Here is a 16,989-nt window from a genome sequence, read left to right as displayed (position 1 = left end):
TTTTTCGGTTTATACTATTCGTAAACAACTCGACCTACTATACTTCGGCCTAGTGTAATCTCGTCGGTATACTCTAAATCGCCGCCAATGGGAATACCACGCGCAATCGTGGATAATTTGACGGGAAACTCTTTTAGCTTTTTAGTCAAATAAAAAGCCGTCGTATCCCCTTCCATCGTGGGACTCAAACCTAAAATCACTTCACTCACTTTCCCAGAGGCAACACGCGCCACTAAGGATTCGATCGTCAAATCACCTGGGGAAATACCCGATAAAGGGGAAATAATCCCGCCCAAAACGTGGTATAGGCCCATAAACTGGCCTGTATTCTCAATCGCTAACACATCGCGTAGATCTTCCACCACACAAATGATACTTTCATCTCGTTTATGACTGGCACAAATGCCGCATAAATCGCCATCTGAAATCATGTGGCATTGTGGGCAGTATTTCGTCTCCGTTCTGAGTTGAACTACCGCGTGGGCTAATTGCAAAGATTGGGCTTCTGGGCGCTTTAATAAGTGCAAAGCGAGGCGCAGTGCTGATTTTTTACCGATGCCGGGCAGTTTGGAAATCTCTTCCACGGCTTGCTCAATCATCTTCGAGGGGTAATTATTCATTAGGCGCTGGCTTCTATTTCTGCGGAAATTCCTCTACGGCAAATCTCATTGCGCATAGCTACTAATTCGTCAAATCCACCGGTTTTCACGCCGCATTTCCCTCTGAAATGAATCTGTAAGGTACATTGCTCCGCTTGTTGTGGCGTGTGTTCACACACTTCAATTAGCGTTAAAATGACATATTCAAAGGAATTGACTTCATCATTGTAGACAATCAGCTGATGAGCTTCGATCACCTCTTCCTCTACGAGGGTCGATGTGTCTTCTTGCCATTTTTCCTGATTTTGAAAAGAAAAAGGTAGACGATAAATACTATCTACACAGAATTCCATATTTTTGATGAATTTGAAATCAAATTTAAAAAAAAATCCGTTCCAAACCTTATGTCTGTACAATTAGCTGGAGGAATTCTTGCCCTCTATTTTGGCCTGCTGTTAGCGATCTCCTATTTTACCTCGAGAGGCGCTGATACCCATGCATTTTTTACAGCTAATCGCGAGTCGCCTTGGTGGCTAGTAGCCTTTGGGATGATTGGAACGTCGATTTCTGGTTTAACCTTTATTTCGGTGCCAGGTGCTGTGGGAAAAACCTATTTCACTTACTATCAGGTTATTTTAGGCCACTCTTTTGGTTATTTGACTATTGCACTGGTTTTAATGCCCTTGTATTACCGATTGAATCTGATTTCCATTTACGGATATTTAGAAAAACGCTTTGGTTTTTGGTCCTATAAGACCGGTTCTGCCTTCTTTTTATTGTCTAGAACAATCGGTTCTGCCGCTCGTTTGTACCTAGCAGTTAACGTATTGCAAATTGCGATCTTCGCCCCTATCGGCGTACCCTTTATCGTGACTGTATTCGTTTCGATCTTCTTGATTTGGCTGTATACGCACCGCGGAGGGGTTAAAACGATTATTTGGACGGACACTTTACAGACCCTATTCTTATTGATTGCGTTGTTCATTACGATTGTTTTAGTGGGCCAAAAAATGGACATGAGCATCCCTGACATGATCCAACAAGTCAGTGCAAGCAAGTATTCGCATTTGTTTGAGTGGGATTGGAAGAACCCCCATTTCTTTGGGAAAGACTTCCTAGCAGGCGTGTTCATTGCCATCGTTATGACGGGATTAGATCAGGATTTGATGCAGAAAAACCTGACCTGCAAATCGATCGGAGAAGCACAGAAAAACATGTTCTGGTTCTACTGGGTACTTCTTTTCATTAACATCTTGTTCCTTTCTTTAGGTGCTTTATTATACATTTATACGGCATCTAAAGGAATCGAAGTACCCACAAAAACAGATGAATTATATCCGATGTTAGCCTTAGGTGGTGAATTTGGGACCTTAGCTGCTGTCACCTTCTTATTAGGGATTATCGCTGCTTCCTATGCTAGTTCTGATTCAGCCTTGACGGCATTAACAACCTCTTTCTGCATCGATTTCTTGAGTATCGAGAAGTTCAAGGAGGAAAAACAAAAGAAGATGAAGCATTTCGTGCACATCGGGTTTTCTGCTTTGTTTTTCGTCGTGATTGGCTTATTCCACATCTTCAACACCTCTGAATTGATTGCCGCGGTATTCAATTTAGCGGGTTATACTTATGGGCCCTTGTTAGGCTTATTCTCGTTCGGTTTGTTTACGAACTATTCCATCCGGGATAAATGGGTGCCATTGATCTGTGTGCTTTCGCCTATTATTACGTTTGTATTAGAATCGCAGGCGCAGAGTTTATTTGGTGGATTTGGATTCGCAAAATTGATCTTGAACGGGGCGATTTGCTTCGTGATGTTGTGGATGATTCGAGACAAAAACCTAGAAACGGTACACGTTGCGTAAGGCGTAATAGTGGACGTTTTGGCCTGTGCCTGTCTCTTTTAAATAGTCTCCTGCTGTGCAATAACCTAGTTCTAGCTGAAAGCTAAAGTGTTTCGTGGGAAAAAACTGAGCATCTAAGGCATAAATGTTACAGATATCTGTAGCAACACTTCCTACGTTTTTACCTAAAATAGGCCTTGCGGGGGTCATATTAGGCGTAAAAATACCATCAGCAGTACTCTCTCTAGTCACAAAGGAAGCCCTACCCGTCACTAACCATTTCTTGAAGTCTTGATACCGAATGTAAGGGCTAAAATTCCACGTATTAGTGATATTTAAGGCGACGGTTTGGCCAAAAGGCGGTCTCGCAAACAAAGTATTAAACGTATTCAATTTTGTATCTGTTCCCGAACGATCTCCGGGCACATAATTCCCAGAAAATCCGACATAAAATGCCTTTTTAAGGGCCACATTAAAGTCCCAAACACCCATAAAGGCTGAGATAGACAGGTCATTAAATTGACCCGTTTGGCCCGCTAATTCAATATCGTAATTCCAATTTCCTGGACTAGAAAATGATCGTAAACCAAACGTATGACGCTTTTCCAAGCCACGCTTGAACTGATATTCCCGCAAATCACTCTCGAAATAAAAATAATAGGGTTCAAACTGCATTCTTTTTTGAGTCCGGTAATTCGCATAAAGTCCACCCAGAATCTCATCTGTGGGTTCATCGTCAAAAACACCTGGTTTAATGCGTATTGGATGCGAAACGAAAGCATCCCACTGTAGATTCTTCAGTTGGTATTTTAGATTAATACCATAAAAAGGCGTTCTCGTATTAGGTCCCTCTCTCGTAGCCACAAATCGCTCTAAACCATACGAGTATTCCTGCTTTCCAACCCGCAATTTGAATGGCTTTGCCAAGGGAATATCGACAAATAATTGATGTAGCGATAACACATTCTGATCCAATTGTCCCGTAATAGGATTGGGATTAAAGAAACGTGCCGTACTGTTTAGTTGTGTAAATACCCGAAATCCATAGGGCAATTCAAGATTCGCATGCAACATCGTACGATGCATTAGCTGATAGGGGCTCTGCGTGACAAAATCCGAAGGCACCTCCCCAAAATTAAAATGCGTATAGGACTGGTATTGTTCTCGCCACTCACCTCCGAAGCTCAATCGAGCATGATTCCCTAGGCGAATTTCTTTCAAATAATCCACCGCTTCCTTTTTCAGACTATCATTTTTCAAGGCAGAAAAATTATCATCAAAACGCAAACGAGCAATTTGCTGAGCAGAAAGGGAGAACGAAAGGAAGAGGAAAAAGAAAAGTCTCAAGGGCGAATAACAGATTCAAAAGACAAATGAAGGCATTAAAAACAAAAAAACCACACGTGCTGTGTGGTTTTTTGCCTACCGAAGTAGTCCGTACGGGAATCGAACCCGTGTTTCATCCGTGAAAGGGACGTGTCCTAACCCCTAGACGAACGGACCATTATTTATTTTGGTGGCACAAAGGTAGGCTTTTCCCTTTTATATTCAAAACTACCAGGCAAAAAAAGACTAATTATTTTCTAATTTATTTTCGCTATTTTAGCCTAAACATTGAAGCAGAACCCCTTATGGCGAACGTACACCCCTATTCTCGATTAACTGATTTCGACATTGCCCTTTTCTTAAACGGCAAACATACAAGACTTTATGAGAAATTAGGGGCTTTTGAAATAGAGCACGATGGGACAGTAGGAACCTTTTTTGCAGTTTGGGCTCCGAACGCGAAAAATGTGTTTGTAACAGGTAATTTTAATTTTTGGGACCGCTATTCGCATCCTTTATTTCCTCGTTGGGACTCATCTGGCATCTGGGAAGGCTTCATTCCGGGGGTAAAAACAGGAGAAACCTATAAATATGGTATTGAAACGGCAGGTGGGGAATATGTAGAGAAATTAGATCCCATGGGCTTGTATTGCGAGGCTCCACCTAAGACGGCGAGTATCGTTTGGAATACCTATAAAGAGTGGAAAGATACCAAATGGCAAGAAGTTCGGGCTTCTAAAAATGCCCTGAATGCTCCAATGTCTATCTATGAGGTGCACTTAGCCTCTTGGATGAAAACGCTAGAAAATGATTACCTGACTTATGACGATTTAGCCATAAAACTGGTGAATTACGTCAAAGAAATGGGCTTTACACACGTGGAATTTATGCCAGTGATGGAATATCCCTATGATCCATCGTGGGGCTATCAAATCACGGGTTATTTTGCTCCTACGGCACGTTTTGGCGATCCTCAAGGGTTTATGCGATTAGTGGAAGCCTTTCATCAGGCAGAAATTGGGGTGATTTTAGACTGGGTTCCCTCCCATTTCCCAGGCGATGCGCATGGGTTATTTAACTTTGATGGCAGCAGTGCTTACGAGCATCCAGATCCGAAACGCGGTTATCACCCGGATTGGAAATCCTATATCTTCGATTACGGAAAAAACGAGGTTCGTTCGTTTTTAATGTCAAATGCCTTTTTCTGGTGCGATCGTTACCACGTGGATGGATTACGCGTGGATGCGGTGGCGTCTATGTTGTATTTAGATTATTCTAGAAATGATGGAGAATGGGAACCTAACCAGTTTGGTGGCAACCATAACCTAGAGGTTATTTCTTTCTTACAAGACTTAAACAGTCATATATACGGTGAATTCCCCTATATCCAGATGATTGCCGAGGAGTCCACGAGCTTCAATGGGGTGACGAAGCCCGTTCATATGGGCGGATTGGGTTTTGGCCAAAAATGGATGATGGGTTGGATGAATGACACCCTACGTTTCTTCCATAAAGATCCGATTTACCGTCAACATCACCTGAATGAGCTGACATTCTCCCTCATTTATGCGTTTACAGAGAATTTCTGTCTACCACTTTCGCACGACGAAGTAGTCTATGGTAAAGGCTCCCTTTTGACTAAAATGCCCGGCGATGATTGGCAGAAGTTTGCGAATCTACGTTTGCTTTTAGCGGAGCAATTCACCCATCCTGGTTCTCATTTATTGTTTATGGGTGGGGAATTTGGCCAAAGAGAGGAATGGAATCATACCCAAAGCCTCGATTGGCACCTGACAGAACAACATTCCCACAGAGGAATTCAAGAGACCGTAAAAGCTTTAAATCAACTTTACCGTTCAGAACCTGCTTTTTACAGCAAGCAATTTGATTACGAAGGCTTTGAATGGATTGAATCAAATGACCAAGGTAATTCCGTCATTTCCTATATCCGAAAAGGAGAAACAGCGAAGCAACAAGTGATTGTGATATTGAATCTTACACCAGCACCTCGCGATGGATACCGGATAGGTGTTCCACTACCTGGGGTTTGGAAGACCCTATTCAATTCTGATAAGGAAGAATTCGGCGGAAGCAATTACCCTGTTTCAGGTGCTACAATGACGGAAGAAATCAACTGGCAAGGGAAAGCATTCTCAATCGCGATCAACCTCCCTCCTCTTTCTGCGCTTATTTTAAAGGCATAAGATGCGAAAAGGCTAGAAACAATAAAGACTCAGAAAAATTCCGAGCCTTTATTCAATCCGCCTAAGTAGTATTTTTAATGACCTAAGTCATTCAAAATCTTCGTTTGTATGAAATGTAATTATTGTATACAAAAGTAGTAAATATTTTATAGGCGGAAAATATTTCGATAGTTATTTTTTACTATTCAGATAAAAAATAGCATTATTTCCTCTTATTTATAATTTCTTCCATATCTGAGAGTTCCACTTCGAGTGCTTTAGTGGAAATCGTTATCTCCCAAGCACTTAGCGCTAGGGAAATACTCATACCTAAAAGGCCGATTCCAAAAAACCAACGAGCTATTAACTGTTGGTTCATAAACAACAGAAACATACACACCACGCTTAAAATCAAACTCACGATGGCTATAATCTGCATCCGCTGAATTAGTTTCATCCGCAATCGCAGGTTATCAATTTGCATGCGAATCGCATCGTCCGGATTTTGTTGAAATTTTTCGTGTAAACCACGAATCAACGAAGCCATCGACATAAAGCGATTTGTAAAAGCGATCATCAACAAGGAAACTGTTGAGAATAATAAGGCGGGGGTACCGATGCTTAATTCCATGTTATTTATAATATTGATCTAGTAGTTGATTCATTTCTTCTTGCACTTTTTTCGCCTCTCTGGCGGCAGAAACCCAGGTATCATCCCCTGCATAAATGATGCCACGAGAGGAATTCACGAGTAATCCTACTTTATCATTCATACCAAATTTGGCCACATCAGACAGACTTCCACCTTGCGCTCCTACACCAGGAACCAGGAAGAAATTATCAGGAGCAATTTCACGGACTTTGGCAATATAATCCGTCCTCGTGGCTCCTATCACAAACATTAATTGATCTGCATTTCCCCATTCCATCGATTTACGCATGACATGTTCGTAAAAAGGAACACCCGTTTCGTCTTTTAATTGCTGAAAGTCGTTACTACCCGGATTAGAAGTCAAAGCCAAAAGAATCACCCATTTATCTTCAAATTGCAAGAAAGGACTCACCGAATCCTCGCCCATGTAGGGTGCAACTGTCACAGAATCGAAATCAAAACCGGCACGAGCAGGCTCAAAAAAAGTTTGAGCATATTTCGTAGCCGTATTTCCAATGTCTCCACGCTTCGCATCTGCGATAGAAAATACGTCTTTAGGCATATATTCCATCGTTTTCTGCAAACTTTCCCAACCAGCAGGCCCTAAAGCCTCGTAAAAAGCGATATTAGGTTTATAGGCCACCGTATAAGGCAAAGTGGCATCGATAACAGCTTTATTAAAGGCAAAAATGGGATCTTTTTCCGTCTTAAAACGACTTGGAATTAATGAGATATCGGTGTCCAAACCGACGCATAAAAAGGATCTCTTTTGTTCAATCTGCTTAATTAATTCCGCTGAATTCATGTGAAAGAAGGAAAATAGGATTAATTTTGCCACAAATCTATCCCTTTCCCTGCCAAAAAACAATTTATGGAATTCATTAAGCATCGTTTATCAGGAGTCATCGAGTGCATACCAACAAAGTTTTATGACGAACGTGGATTTTTCTACGAATCCTACAACCAAAAGCGTTTTGCTGCGAATGGAATCCCCGAAGATTTTGTGCAAGACAATTATTCCTTTTCTACCAAAGGCGTATTGCGCGGCTTGCATTTCCAACATAATCCGAACGGTCAAGGGAAATTAGTGCGTGTAATGACGGGGAAAGCTTTAGATGTGGTGGTGGATTTACGCAAGGACTCCCCTACCTTTGGACAGCACGAAAAATTCGTTTTGGACGCAGATAAAGGTAATATGTTGTATGTACCCATCGGTTTCGCTCATGGTTTTATCGCCCTAGAGGAGACGATTTTTGTATACAAATGCACCAATTTTTGGAACAAAGAAGCAGAATCAGGGATTCGCTGGAATGATCCGAAATTAGGGATTGAATGGGGCGTTGAAAACCCAATTGTATCGGATAAGGACCAAATTCTACCTGATTTTGACCCCAATCATCCGATTTTTTAATTAAAATTTTGATATCTTTGCATCAATGACTCGCAAGCTGATTTTATCAAGCCCATTACTCGAAATAACCATCTCTCGGTTGTGTCAAGAGCTCATTGAAAATCAAATCAACGGTGTTGAAACGGTAATTCTAGGCTTACAGCCGCGCGGAATCTTCTTTGCAGAACGTATCGCGAAAGAATTAAGTAAACACCTTGAAAAAGCCCCTAGTGTAGGAAAAATAGACGCTACGTTCTTTCGCGACGATTACCGCCGTAGAGAAACCGTATCGCCTAATTCAACTGATGTCCCCTTTTTAATCGAAAACAAGCGTGTTATCCTAGTAGATGACGTGTTAGCCACAGGCCGAATGGTGCGGGCGGCGCTGGATGCGATGAATAGTTTTGGGAGACCGGCTAAAGTGGAATTATGTGTCTTAATCGACCGTATTTATAATCGAGATTTGCCGATTAACGCAGATTACGTGGGTAAAAGCGTCAATACCTTACCCACCGAAAAAGTACTCGTAGAGTGGACGGAACAAGGCCACGAAGCGGACAGAATTTGGTTAATTCCTCAACCTGAATAATTATGTTAAAGTCGCCACACTTATTAGGAATCAAAGATCTGGATGAAGAATCCATTCAATTGATTGTTAAAACGGCCAGAGAATTTAAAGAGGTTCTGAACAGACCCATTAAAAAAGTTCCTTCTCTACGCGATGTGACGATTGCCAACATCTTCTTTGAAAATTCCACCCGTACCCGATTATCCTTCGAATTAGCCGAAAAAAGACTTTCTGCAGATACCATTAACTTCTCGGCCTCAGGCAGTTCGGTAAAAAAAGGTGAAACATTGCTTGATACGGTCAATAATATCCTAGCGATGAAAGTGGATATGATCGTGATGCGCCATGCAAGCCCAGGTGCGCCTCATTATCTAGCCAAACATATCAAAGCAAATATTGTCAATGCAGGCGACGGAACGCACGAGCATCCGACCCAAGCCTTATTAGATACGTTCTCTCTACAAGAAAAACTGGGTGATTTAGCTGGCAAAAAAATCGCCATTATCGGTGATATTTTGCACTCACGCGTAGCCCTTTCCAATATTTACGCCTTGAAAAAGCAAGGAGCAGAAGTTCGCCTTTGTGGACCTAGCACTTTGATTCCGAAGCACATACAAAGTTTAGGTGTAGAAGTTTCTCACGACGTGAAGAGTACCTTAGCTTGGTGTGACGCAGCAAACGTGCTTCGTATCCAGTTAGAAAGACAACAAATCAAATACTTCCCAAGTCTTCGCGAATACTCACAGTTCTTCGGGATCAACCGGGCAATGCTGGAGGAATTACCGAAAGAAATCGTTTTGATGCACCCTGGACCGATTAATCGCGGGGTGGAATTAAGCTCTGATGCGGCGGATTCTCCGCATTCCATCATTTTAGATCAGGTAGAAAATGGTGTGGCAGTCAGAATGGCCGTCCTTTATTTACTTGCTTCGAGAGCTTCGTAAGCCAATAACATTTTTTGGGTAGAGATGTGATTTCCGCAGGCATAATGGCCTAGCGGGCAATTTTTCTTACCGTGATCTCCACAAGGACGACAATCCAATTTTTCTGATACCTCAATGATTTGACTTTGATCCGCTAAAGGGCCAAAGCCAAAATCCGGAATCGTTGAACAGAAAAGAGCAACTGTAGGAACATTCACAGCCGAAGACAAATGCATCGGACCTGAATCATTGACGAAATTACCTTTACTTTGGGCAAAAATAGACGTAGACGCTAAGAGCGCATGTTTTCCTGTTTCATTAAAGATAGGCCAACCCGGGCAGGCTTGCTCAATCTCATCAGACAAATACTTTTCGTTAGGTGAACCCATTAATACAACTGCCTGATCACGAGGTAGTAAATGGATAAAATCGATCCACTTCTGAATGGGTAAACGCTTCGTCTCCCATACACTTCCGGGGGAAATACAGATGTAATTTTTAGCGGGAGCTGGTACCTGCGAAGGATTCAAAAAAGGTTTATACACCTTCTCCCCTAACCAATCGCACAATAAAGCCGTATTTCGTTCCACTTCATGGATGCCATTACCGAAAGGATGCGGATAAGCTTTCGTAAAAAACCAGGAAAGTGGATTTTTTGCAAATCCCATCACCTGCTTTGCTCCTATCATCAGACTTAACAAACCCATCCCGAAGAATCGCTGCACTACGAAGACTTTATCGAAGGATTCTTGCTTCAAATTAGTGCGTAAATCAAGCCAAGAAGCCCGTTTATTGGACTTATCATAGCTCCAAACGCGCTCCAAGCAAGGGTGTGTATAAGCTTGAAAAATAGACTCATTCCCTTTTCGAACTAACAAATGAATGGCCGTTTCAGGGGATTCTATCCGGATTTTCTCCAATAATGACGTTACTAATACCGCATCCCCGAGGAAAGCGGTCTGAATAATTAACACCTTGGACACTGGATTCATAGAAGAAAAGGAAGCGATTAGCCATAAAATTACTTATTTTTGGGACATTTTTCACCAAAACCCCATTTATGAATTCCATTCACCTGCATACCCTCTCAAACGGAATCACGGTGGTGCACAGACAAGTGCTTCACACAGAGATCTCGCATTTAGGGATTATGTTAGACATTGGAAGTCGAGATGAATTAGCGGGAGAAGAGGGTTTAGCGCACTTTTGGGAGCATATGGCCTTCAAAGGGACGAAGAAAAAGAACAATATGCAGATCATTAACCGCCTCGAAGTTTATGGCGGGGAATTGAATGCCTACACCACCAAAGAAAAAATCTGTTTCCACGCCTCCATTTTAAGCCCCTATTTCGAACGGGCCTTAGAACTATTAACTGACATTACATTTGAATCCGTGTTTCCTGAAAAGGAATTAGAGAAAGAGCGTTCGGTCATTTTAGAGGAGATGTCGATGTATTATGACGCTCCTGAGGAAGCGATACAGGATGATTTTGATGAATTATTATTTCCCAATCACCCCTTAGGCGTCAATATTTTAGGAACGACAGAGACGGTTCAGGCTTTCCAAAAAAAGGACCTCGAATCCTTCATTGAACGTAATTTAGACACTTCCCGAATCGTTTTTTCATCGATTGGGAAATTAGACCCAACCAAAGTATTTGCTTGGGCAGAAAAGCATTTAGGTTGTATTAAAGCGAAGAAGCAAATCGTGAAACGCCTTGCTCCCTCACCGATGATCCCTCAAACTAAAGTCATCAAAAGAGGCATCACACAGTCCCACGTGGCTTTAGGGCGTCAATCCTTTGCCATTGAAAACCCGAATCGACTTGCTTTCTTCCTGCTAGTCAATCTATTAGGTGGTCCGGGGATGAATTCCTTGCTAAATGTTTCGGTACGCGAACGGCATGGCCTCGTTTATTCCATTGAAGCTAATTTGACTTCCTTTTTAGATTCAGGTTATTGGGCCATTTATTTTGGAACAGAGCCTAATCAGGTGAATAAATCCTTGAAATTGATTCATAAAGAGTTTGCCAAACTGCAAGAAAAGGAGTTAACCGCACCTCAATTGAATAAGATTAAAAGTCAATTAAAGGGTCAATTAGCGATGGCGGAAGAGGGAAACCTCAATTTCATGTTGATGATGGCCAAGAATCTCTTAGATCGAGAGAAAATTGAAAGTTTAGACGAAATTTTCGAACAAATTGACCTCATCGACAGCGCGCATATTCAATCGCTGGCAAAAGAAATGCTCGATCCAGCTACCTTGAGTTGTTTGATTTTCGAACCTTAATTCAGTGCACCTCTACCTCCATATCCCCTTTTGTAGGCAAGCCTGTCATTATTGCGACTTCCATTTTTCGACCAATACGAGCCGAAAAGAGGAAATGGTCAACGCCTTATGTCGAGAAATAGCTGCGCAGAAAGACTATTTAAAAGGTGCCGAACTACAAACGATTTATTTTGGTGGAGGTACTCCATCTCTTTTAAATGCGGGTAATTTAGATTTGTTATTCAATACCATTCGCGGTTACCACACCATAGCTAACGACGCGGAGATTACCTTAGAGGCGAATCCAGAAGATTTAACATCTGACTATTGCGAAATGATAGCTTCTAAAGGAATCAATCGCCTGAGTATCGGAATTCAATCCTTTCAGGAGAAAAACCTAATCTTGATGAATCGAAACCACCAGGCATCCGATTCGATTCAAGCGATTCAGAATGCCCAAGAAGCAGGGATCAGCAACATCAGCATCGATTTGATCTACGGCATTCCTGCTAACTCCGAAGCAGAATTAGCCGAAGATCTAGAAAAAGCCACCTCGCTGGGAGTACAACACATTTCAGCCTATAGCTTAACGGTGGAGCCTAAAACGGTTTTTGGCGTTCAAAAAAAGAAAGGGGCTTTTCTGGAAATACCGGATTCCGCGATGGCAAACGCCTTCAACCAGGTCCGCGAATATTTAGAATCCAAAGGTTATGAGGGCTACGAAACCTCTAATTTTGCCAAAGAGGGCCATTATTCTATCCACAACACGAGTTATTGGCAGCAAGAGCCGTATGTAGGTATTGGACCTTCCGCCCATAGTTTCAATGGCCATTCTAGGCAATGGAACGTGGCGAATAATGCCAAATACATGGCCTCAGGTCTCGCATTAGCAGAGAAAGAAGAACTCAGCCCAGCCGATCAACTCAATGAATACCTGATGGTCCGCTTAAGAACAAAATGGGGTATCGACCTGAACTATGTGCGGGAGAGCTTCGAAAAAATGGGACATCCCTATCCTGAAAAAGAATTTCAAATCTGGGTTTCTCAAGGTTTCGCTCGAATTGAAAATGACAGTTTAATACTAGTAGGCGAAGGAAAATTAATTGCCGATCTATTAAGCAGTGATATTTTTGTGGTCTAAGCCCTTTTTGTAATTTTACCATCCTATGGCAAAGCGAATCGAATACGATAAGAAATCTCCTATTCCATCCAATGGAAGTAAAAAGTTTGAACGCTTAGCGAAGAAAAGCCCCAAGAAACGCACTTGGCTCAAGAAAATCGGCTTTTTCTTCCTTTACTTATGGATTTTCAGCCTGTTTTCGGTCGTATTTCTCAAATTCTTCCCAGTCTATTTTACGCCTACCATGGCTTCTCGAAAAATCGATGCGTTGTTAGAGGGAAAACCGTCCAAGATTCATAGCCAATGGAGCTCGTATAAGGAACTAGATAAAAATGTAGCTATTGCAGTTATTGCTTCAGAAGATCAGGCTTTCCCTGATCACCACGGATTCGATTTTGATGCGATGTGGGGTGCGGTAAAGCACAATATGAAGGGCAAAAAAATCCGTGGTGCGAGCACCATTTCTCAACAAGTAGCCAAGAACGTCTTTTTATGGCAAGGTAGAAGCTATATCCGAAAAGGCCTGGAAGTCTACTTTACATTCTTGATTGAATTGATCTGGGGCAAAGAACGCATTTTAGAGGTTTATTTGAATGTGGCTGAGACGGGACCGATGACTTTTGGGGTTGAAGCGGCCTGTAGACAATATTATGGACATAGCGGATCTGAGATTTCAGCCTCAGAAGCGGCTAGGATTGCAGCGGTTTTACCGAGCCCAAACCGTTTTTCCATCGAGCATCCATCGGCTTATGTACGCAAACGTACCTCAGCGATTCAACGCCAAATGAGAGGTTTAGGGGGTAAAAACTACCTGAAAAATCTATAACAACTCGACGGAAGGATCCCAGAAATGGTTGGAGAATTGTTGAATTTGATCGTTTTTGATCGTGAGGCCTTCTGCTTCTAATAATTCTTGCATTCTATTCCCACCAAAAAAATTCTTCCCAGTCAAAACACCATTGCGATTTACAACACGATGCGCAGGAATGCTCGATTGACCGTGCGATGCATTCATCGCCCAGCCCACTAATCTAGCACCTCCTTTGGAACCTAAATAACCAGCAATAGCACCGTACGTCGATACTTTGCCGGGAGGGATCAACGCTACTACCTGATAAATTGCCTCAAAATCAGCCATTATTCTTCTTTACGCTCTTCAATTTCTTGGCATAACTCGGCATACCATTTCTCCCCAAATTTGCGAATCAAAGGCTCTTTCAAAAACACATAGATGGGAACACCTAAGGACGCACCATTCGAACATGCATCTGAACAGATAGACCAACGATCGTAATTTAAGGCCGTATAATCGGCTAATTTAGCTAAACGAATCGGGTACAAATGACACGAAATAGGCTTTCTGAAATCCGTTTTACCGGCAAAATAAGCTTGCTCGATACCGCACTTTAAATAGCCTTTATCGTCATATAAAGCATAGGCACATTCTCTTCCTTTGATCACTGGTGTAGAAAAATCACCGTCGTCATCCTTTACCCAAGCACCCGATTTTTCAATTTCTTTTAACCCTATTTCGGATAAAAAGGACTTGATATCGTCTTGAATTCGCTCTAAAATCTCTAATTCGTCTTCCTCTAATGGAGCACCTAAATCGCCCTCTACGCAGCAAGCGCCTTTGCATTTGGCTAAATCACACACGAAAAATTCGTCTGCTACATCGGAAGAGATTACCGTATCGTCAATTAAAATCATCTGCTTATTTTTGAACCACAAAGGTACATATTATAGTTTATATAGGTAATTTTACACTATGAAATCCCTTTGGATACTTTTATTAATACTTTTATTTTGTTTACCAGTTTTTGCCAAAACCGAGTTTCCCGACTCCCTTTTGATCGGAAACGTAAAGGTATTCATTCATCCTTCTGCTAAATCCATCCTCGAAACAGAGCAAAAGCGCTTAGGCAGCAACAAGAAATTTGTGGAGAGTATGAAGGAAAAAATGCGCTTTTATTTTCCTGTCATGGAGCCTTTATTACAATCAGCAGGCATTCCCAATGAATTCAAATACTTATCAGTTCAAGAGAGTGGATTAAATCCGATCGCAGTTTCGAGCTCGCAAGCCGTGGGATATTGGCAATTCAAATCAGGTACTGCGACAGATGTGGGAATGAAGGTGAACGCGAATGTGGATGAACGCAAGCACATTATCGAGGCCACAAAAGGCGCTGCGAACTATTTCACCCGCAATAATCGGGTATTAAATAACTGGGTGGGGACACTTCTCTCCTACCGGGTGGGTTTAGGAACGGCGAAGAAAACGTCCTATGTGATGGATTGGGTGGGAAAATCAGATATTCAGGTGGATTCAAGCACGGATTGGTATGTGCTGCGTTTTTTAGCTTACCAAAAATTCTGGGCAGATGAATTCAAAAAAGATGATTCTTTAGGTATTCAGCCTGTTAACCAATCTAAACTGATCTGTTACGATAATTCCTGCGGCAAAAACTTGTATGAAATCGCGGATGAACTAAATGTTAGCTACGATGATTTGAAGAAATACAATCCGTGGATCTTGAACGATTACGTGCCTAGCGATAAGAATTACATCATCTACCACCCGTCTACTGTTACCTTCTTTGATAACTCCATTCAGATCCCTGAGATTTTACAGCCAGCCGATTTTCTTTTACCGCCTAAAAAGAAGTTAGATTACCCGCAGAAGGAATAATCCATCCCGGATAGGAAGTAGTAAAGGCTCTACACGCGGATCATTCGCCACTTTGGTATTGAAATCACGCAAGGCTTGTGTCGATTTGTCTTTAGCCGCTTCCTCAATAATTTTACCGCTCCACAGCACGTTATCCACTAAAATAAGTCCTCCTGGACGCATTTTGCCGATCACTAAATCAAAATACAGCGCATAATTACGCTTATCCGCATCGATAAATACCAGATCAATGGGACCTTCAATGCCGGGAATTTCAATAGCTGCATCCGCGATTCGGTAGTCAATTTGCTCTTTATAAGCAGATCGATCAAAGAATGAACGAGTGAATGTTTCCAATTCTTCGTTCACATCAATCGTAATCAAACTACCACCTACTTTTAAACCTTCCGCCATACAAAGGGCAGAATAACCCGTATAAGTACCTATTTCTAGGATGAGAGAGGGTTGATAGACTTTGGCAATAAAGGACAAAAAACGCCCCTGTAAATGACCCGAAAGCATCCGAGGCTGCAACACCATTGCGTGCGTCTCCCGAACTAACTCCTTTAACAAGTCATTTTCTGGCTCCGTGTGCAGGCGTGCATATTCCTCTATTCCTTCGTCAATGAATTCCATTATTTAATCCCTGTGTAGAAGAAGTCCAATGAATTGTCAGGATCCTGGCTAAGGAAATAATCATCCACCTGAATCGATGAAACAAGTGAATTATTCGACTTAGACATCGATAAGCGACTCATGCGATTCGCGATATCATAAGGTACCTGTAACCAGGTTCTTGGTAATTTATATTGTAGATTAAAAATATCAAATCGAGTGATTTTCTTCACAGCAACCTTATTTTCTTCGTAATAATCCATTACTTTTTGATTTCCGTGCACCCCTTCCGTAACAACCTCAGAGAAGTGTTTCTTCATCAAGTCACGTAATTCTGGCGCCAAATATTCGCGTACGTGCCACGGATTGCGTGTTAAGGAGAATTTCTTGTTCACAGTCGTCAAATACAATTTTCCGCCTGGCTTTAACACGCGAGCCGCTTCCGCTAAGAAGAAATCATCGTTTTCGATGTGCTCGATCACTTGAAAAGTCACCACATAATCGAAATGATTCGATGGCAAATCCTTTAATGGAGGTAAGAACATATCGATAAACTTGAACTTAGGATAAGTCTTCGATAAACTCTCCATCAATTCAGTATTCTTATCCACTCCCGTATAGTCACTTACCGCGTCGGCTAATACACCCACACCACGTCCTGTGCCGCATCCTATCTCTAATACATTGCCAGAAAGTAATTGGCTAACGTGGATATAAGGATACAATAAACGTTGGTGAACGGGATTATCTGAAGGAATATCAGAGGATGCGATTTCGGTAGTTTTATACATTCTAATAAAGTTAAGAGACAAAGGTAAGGAATTATCTAGCTGAA

Annotated in this window: 19 protein-coding genes and 1 tRNA gene; 9 read left to right on the top strand and 11 right to left on the bottom strand. The window is 41.9% G+C overall.

The annotated features are described in order from the left end of the window. Positions 1-14: 14 nt before the first annotated feature. Both recR and SKC35_RS02635 read right to left on the bottom strand, forming a co-directional pair. Positions 15-620, bottom strand: coding sequence for a recombination mediator RecR (recR, locus tag SKC35_RS02640; protein ID WP_269006414.1), 606 nt, complete (start codon positions 618-620; stop codon positions 15-17). After that, entirely contained in the window at positions 620-952 is a 333-nt protein-coding gene (locus tag SKC35_RS02635; RefSeq protein ID WP_130896409.1) for an ATP-dependent Clp protease adaptor ClpS, read from the bottom strand. Before SKC35_RS02635 ends, recR begins: the two co-directional genes overlap by 1 nt. A 51-nt stretch (positions 953-1,003) precedes the next feature. Here SKC35_RS02635 and SKC35_RS02630 point away from each other — a divergent pair, with 51 nt between their 5' ends. Further along, positions 1,004-2,461, top strand: coding sequence for a sodium:solute symporter (locus SKC35_RS02630; RefSeq protein ID WP_377977929.1), 1,458 nt, complete (start codon positions 1,004-1,006; stop codon positions 2,459-2,461). On the opposite strand, the gene SKC35_RS02625 is transcribed toward SKC35_RS02630, so the two are convergent. Both SKC35_RS02625 and SKC35_RS02620 read right to left on the bottom strand, forming a co-directional pair. Continuing rightward, the gene (locus SKC35_RS02625) at positions 2,438-3,787 is read right to left on the bottom strand and encodes an alginate export family protein (RefSeq protein WP_377977928.1); all 1,350 of its coding nucleotides are present in this window, start codon (positions 3,785-3,787) and stop codon (positions 2,438-2,440) included. The two genes, SKC35_RS02630 and SKC35_RS02625, sit on opposite strands and share 24 nt — an antisense overlap. An 84-nt stretch (positions 3,788-3,871) precedes the next feature. After that, positions 3,872-3,943, bottom strand: a tRNA-Glu gene (locus SKC35_RS02620). A 128-nt stretch (positions 3,944-4,071) separates the two neighbouring features. Here SKC35_RS02620 and glgB point away from each other — a divergent pair. Beyond that, entirely contained in the window at positions 4,072-5,970 is a 1,899-nt protein-coding gene (gene glgB / locus SKC35_RS02615) for a 1,4-alpha-glucan branching protein GlgB (protein ID WP_377977927.1), read from the top strand. Positions 5,971-6,172: 202 nt separating this feature from the next. Here the strand turns inward: glgB and SKC35_RS02610 are convergent, their stop codons facing one another. Both SKC35_RS02610 and pyrF read right to left on the bottom strand, forming a co-directional pair. Beyond that, positions 6,173-6,580 (bottom strand): DUF2721 domain-containing protein, encoded by a 408-nt coding sequence (locus SKC35_RS02610; protein ID WP_130896405.1) that lies wholly within the window; start codon positions 6,578-6,580, stop codon positions 6,173-6,175. 1 nt (position 6,581) lies between these two features. Next, the gene (gene pyrF, locus SKC35_RS02605) at positions 6,582-7,406 is read right to left on the bottom strand and encodes an orotidine-5'-phosphate decarboxylase (protein ID WP_377978401.1); all 825 of its coding nucleotides are present in this window, start codon (positions 7,404-7,406) and stop codon (positions 6,582-6,584) included. 66 nt (positions 7,407-7,472) lie between these two features. Here pyrF and rfbC point away from each other — a divergent pair, with 66 nt between their 5' ends. From rfbC to SKC35_RS02590, 3 genes are read left to right on the top strand one after another with little or no spacing between them, the layout of a single operon-like run. Further along, on the top strand, positions 7,473-8,012 hold the full coding sequence (rfbC, locus tag SKC35_RS02600; protein WP_377977926.1) for a dTDP-4-dehydrorhamnose 3,5-epimerase: 540 nt from the start codon (positions 7,473-7,475) through the stop codon (positions 8,010-8,012). 25 nt (positions 8,013-8,037) lie between these two features. Then, positions 8,038-8,580, top strand: a complete 543-nt coding sequence (gene pyrR / locus SKC35_RS02595; RefSeq protein WP_223130465.1) for a bifunctional pyr operon transcriptional regulator/uracil phosphoribosyltransferase PyrR — start codon at positions 8,038-8,040, stop codon at positions 8,578-8,580. Between the two features lie 2 nt (positions 8,581-8,582). Then, the gene (locus tag SKC35_RS02590; RefSeq protein WP_130896400.1) at positions 8,583-9,503 is read left to right on the top strand and encodes an aspartate carbamoyltransferase catalytic subunit; all 921 of its coding nucleotides are present in this window, start codon (positions 8,583-8,585) and stop codon (positions 9,501-9,503) included. Here SKC35_RS02590 and SKC35_RS02585 read toward each other — a convergent pair. After that, positions 9,476-10,474, bottom strand: coding sequence for a glycosyltransferase family 9 protein (locus SKC35_RS02585; protein WP_377977925.1), 999 nt, complete (start codon positions 10,472-10,474; stop codon positions 9,476-9,478). The genes SKC35_RS02590 and SKC35_RS02585 overlap by 28 nt on opposite strands. A gap of 68 nt (positions 10,475-10,542) precedes the next feature. On the opposite strand from SKC35_RS02585, the gene SKC35_RS02580 reads away from it, so the two are divergent. Genes SKC35_RS02580 through mtgA form a run of 3 tightly spaced genes read left to right on the top strand, consistent with a single transcriptional unit; the run spans position 10,543 to position 13,697 of the window. After that, a complete protein-coding gene (locus SKC35_RS02580) occupies positions 10,543-11,772 on the top strand; it encodes a M16 family metallopeptidase (RefSeq protein WP_377977924.1) in 1,230 nt (409 codons plus the stop codon). Between the two features lie 4 nt (positions 11,773-11,776). Further along, positions 11,777-12,892: a radical SAM family heme chaperone HemW gene (gene hemW, locus SKC35_RS02575; protein ID WP_377977923.1), complete on the top strand. Its 1,116-nt coding sequence runs from the start codon at positions 11,777-11,779 to the stop codon at positions 12,890-12,892. A 25-nt stretch (positions 12,893-12,917) separates the two neighbouring features. After that, the gene (gene mtgA / locus SKC35_RS02570) at positions 12,918-13,697 is read left to right on the top strand and encodes a monofunctional biosynthetic peptidoglycan transglycosylase (protein ID WP_377977922.1); all 780 of its coding nucleotides are present in this window, start codon (positions 12,918-12,920) and stop codon (positions 13,695-13,697) included. Here mtgA and SKC35_RS02565 read toward each other — a convergent pair. Then, positions 13,692-14,009, bottom strand: coding sequence for an MGMT family protein (locus SKC35_RS02565; RefSeq protein WP_377977921.1), 318 nt, complete (start codon positions 14,007-14,009; stop codon positions 13,692-13,694). The two genes, mtgA and SKC35_RS02565, sit on opposite strands and share 6 nt — an antisense overlap. Continuing rightward, a complete protein-coding gene (locus SKC35_RS02560) occupies positions 14,009-14,581 on the bottom strand; it encodes a DUF3109 family protein (protein ID WP_377977920.1) in 573 nt (190 codons plus the stop codon). The genes SKC35_RS02565 and SKC35_RS02560 overlap by 1 nt, the downstream gene beginning before the upstream one ends. A gap of 58 nt (positions 14,582-14,639) precedes the next feature. Between SKC35_RS02560 and SKC35_RS02555 the strand changes: the two genes are divergently transcribed. Further along, the gene (locus tag SKC35_RS02555; protein ID WP_377977919.1) at positions 14,640-15,560 is read left to right on the top strand and encodes a lytic transglycosylase domain-containing protein; all 921 of its coding nucleotides are present in this window, start codon (positions 14,640-14,642) and stop codon (positions 15,558-15,560) included. On the opposite strand, the gene SKC35_RS02550 is transcribed toward SKC35_RS02555, so the two are convergent. Both SKC35_RS02550 and SKC35_RS02545 read right to left on the bottom strand, forming a co-directional pair. After that, entirely contained in the window at positions 15,537-16,175 is a 639-nt protein-coding gene (locus tag SKC35_RS02550; protein WP_377977918.1) for an O-methyltransferase, read from the bottom strand. The two genes, SKC35_RS02555 and SKC35_RS02550, sit on opposite strands and share 24 nt — an antisense overlap. Then, positions 16,175-16,945: a class I SAM-dependent methyltransferase gene (locus SKC35_RS02545; RefSeq protein ID WP_377977917.1), complete on the bottom strand. Its 771-nt coding sequence runs from the start codon at positions 16,943-16,945 to the stop codon at positions 16,175-16,177. Before SKC35_RS02545 ends, SKC35_RS02550 begins: the two co-directional genes overlap by 1 nt. Between the last annotated feature and the right edge of the window lie 44 nt (positions 16,946-16,989).

This window comes from Aquirufa originis, assembly GCF_042714495.1.
Lineage (GTDB): Bacteria > Bacteroidota > Bacteroidia > Cytophagales > Spirosomataceae > Aquirufa > Aquirufa originis.
This window is presented reverse-complemented; position numbering and strand designations above follow the sequence as displayed.

Excerpts from the sequence above, each read along its gene's own strand:
- SKC35_RS02610 (WP_130896405.1), bottom strand. The coding sequence starts at position 6,580 with ATGGAATTAAGCATCGGTACCCCCGCCTTATTATTCTCAACAGTTTCC.
- rfbC (WP_377977926.1), top strand. The coding sequence starts at position 7,473 with ATGGAATTCATTAAGCATCGTTTATCAGGAGTCATCGAGTGCATACCA.
- mtgA (WP_377977922.1), top strand. The coding sequence starts at position 12,918 with ATGGCAAAGCGAATCGAATACGATAAGAAATCTCCTATTCCATCCAAT.
- SKC35_RS02635 (WP_130896409.1), bottom strand. The coding sequence starts at position 952 with ATGGAATTCTGTGTAGATAGTATTTATCGTCTACCTTTTTCTTTTCAA.
- SKC35_RS02580 (WP_377977924.1), top strand. The coding sequence starts at position 10,543 with ATGAATTCCATTCACCTGCATACCCTCTCAAACGGAATCACGGTGGTG.
- SKC35_RS02550 (WP_377977918.1), bottom strand. The coding sequence starts at position 16,175 with ATGGAATTCATTGACGAAGGAATAGAGGAATATGCACGCCTGCACACG.
- SKC35_RS02590 (WP_130896400.1), top strand. The coding sequence starts at position 8,583 with ATGTTAAAGTCGCCACACTTATTAGGAATCAAAGATCTGGATGAAGAA.
- glgB (WP_377977927.1), top strand. The coding sequence starts at position 4,072 with ATGGCGAACGTACACCCCTATTCTCGATTAACTGATTTCGACATTGCC.
- SKC35_RS02555 (WP_377977919.1), top strand. The coding sequence starts at position 14,640 with ATGAAATCCCTTTGGATACTTTTATTAATACTTTTATTTTGTTTACCA.
- SKC35_RS02630 (WP_377977929.1), top strand. The coding sequence starts at position 1,004 with ATGTCTGTACAATTAGCTGGAGGAATTCTTGCCCTCTATTTTGGCCTG.
- SKC35_RS02560 (WP_377977920.1), bottom strand. The coding sequence starts at position 14,581 with ATGATTTTAATTGACGATACGGTAATCTCTTCCGATGTAGCAGACGAA.
- SKC35_RS02585 (WP_377977925.1), bottom strand. The coding sequence starts at position 10,474 with ATGAATCCAGTGTCCAAGGTGTTAATTATTCAGACCGCTTTCCTCGGG.
- pyrF (WP_377978401.1), bottom strand. The coding sequence starts at position 7,406 with ATGAATTCAGCGGAATTAATTAAGCAGATTGAACAAAAGAGATCCTTT.
- SKC35_RS02565 (WP_377977921.1), bottom strand. The coding sequence starts at position 14,009 with ATGGCTGATTTTGAGGCAATTTATCAGGTAGTAGCGTTGATCCCTCCC.
- SKC35_RS02545 (WP_377977917.1), bottom strand. The coding sequence starts at position 16,945 with ATGTATAAAACTACCGAAATCGCATCCTCTGATATTCCTTCAGATAAT.
- pyrR (WP_223130465.1), top strand. The coding sequence starts at position 8,038 with ATGACTCGCAAGCTGATTTTATCAAGCCCATTACTCGAAATAACCATC.
- recR (WP_269006414.1), bottom strand. The coding sequence starts at position 620 with ATGAATAATTACCCCTCGAAGATGATTGAGCAAGCCGTGGAAGAGATT.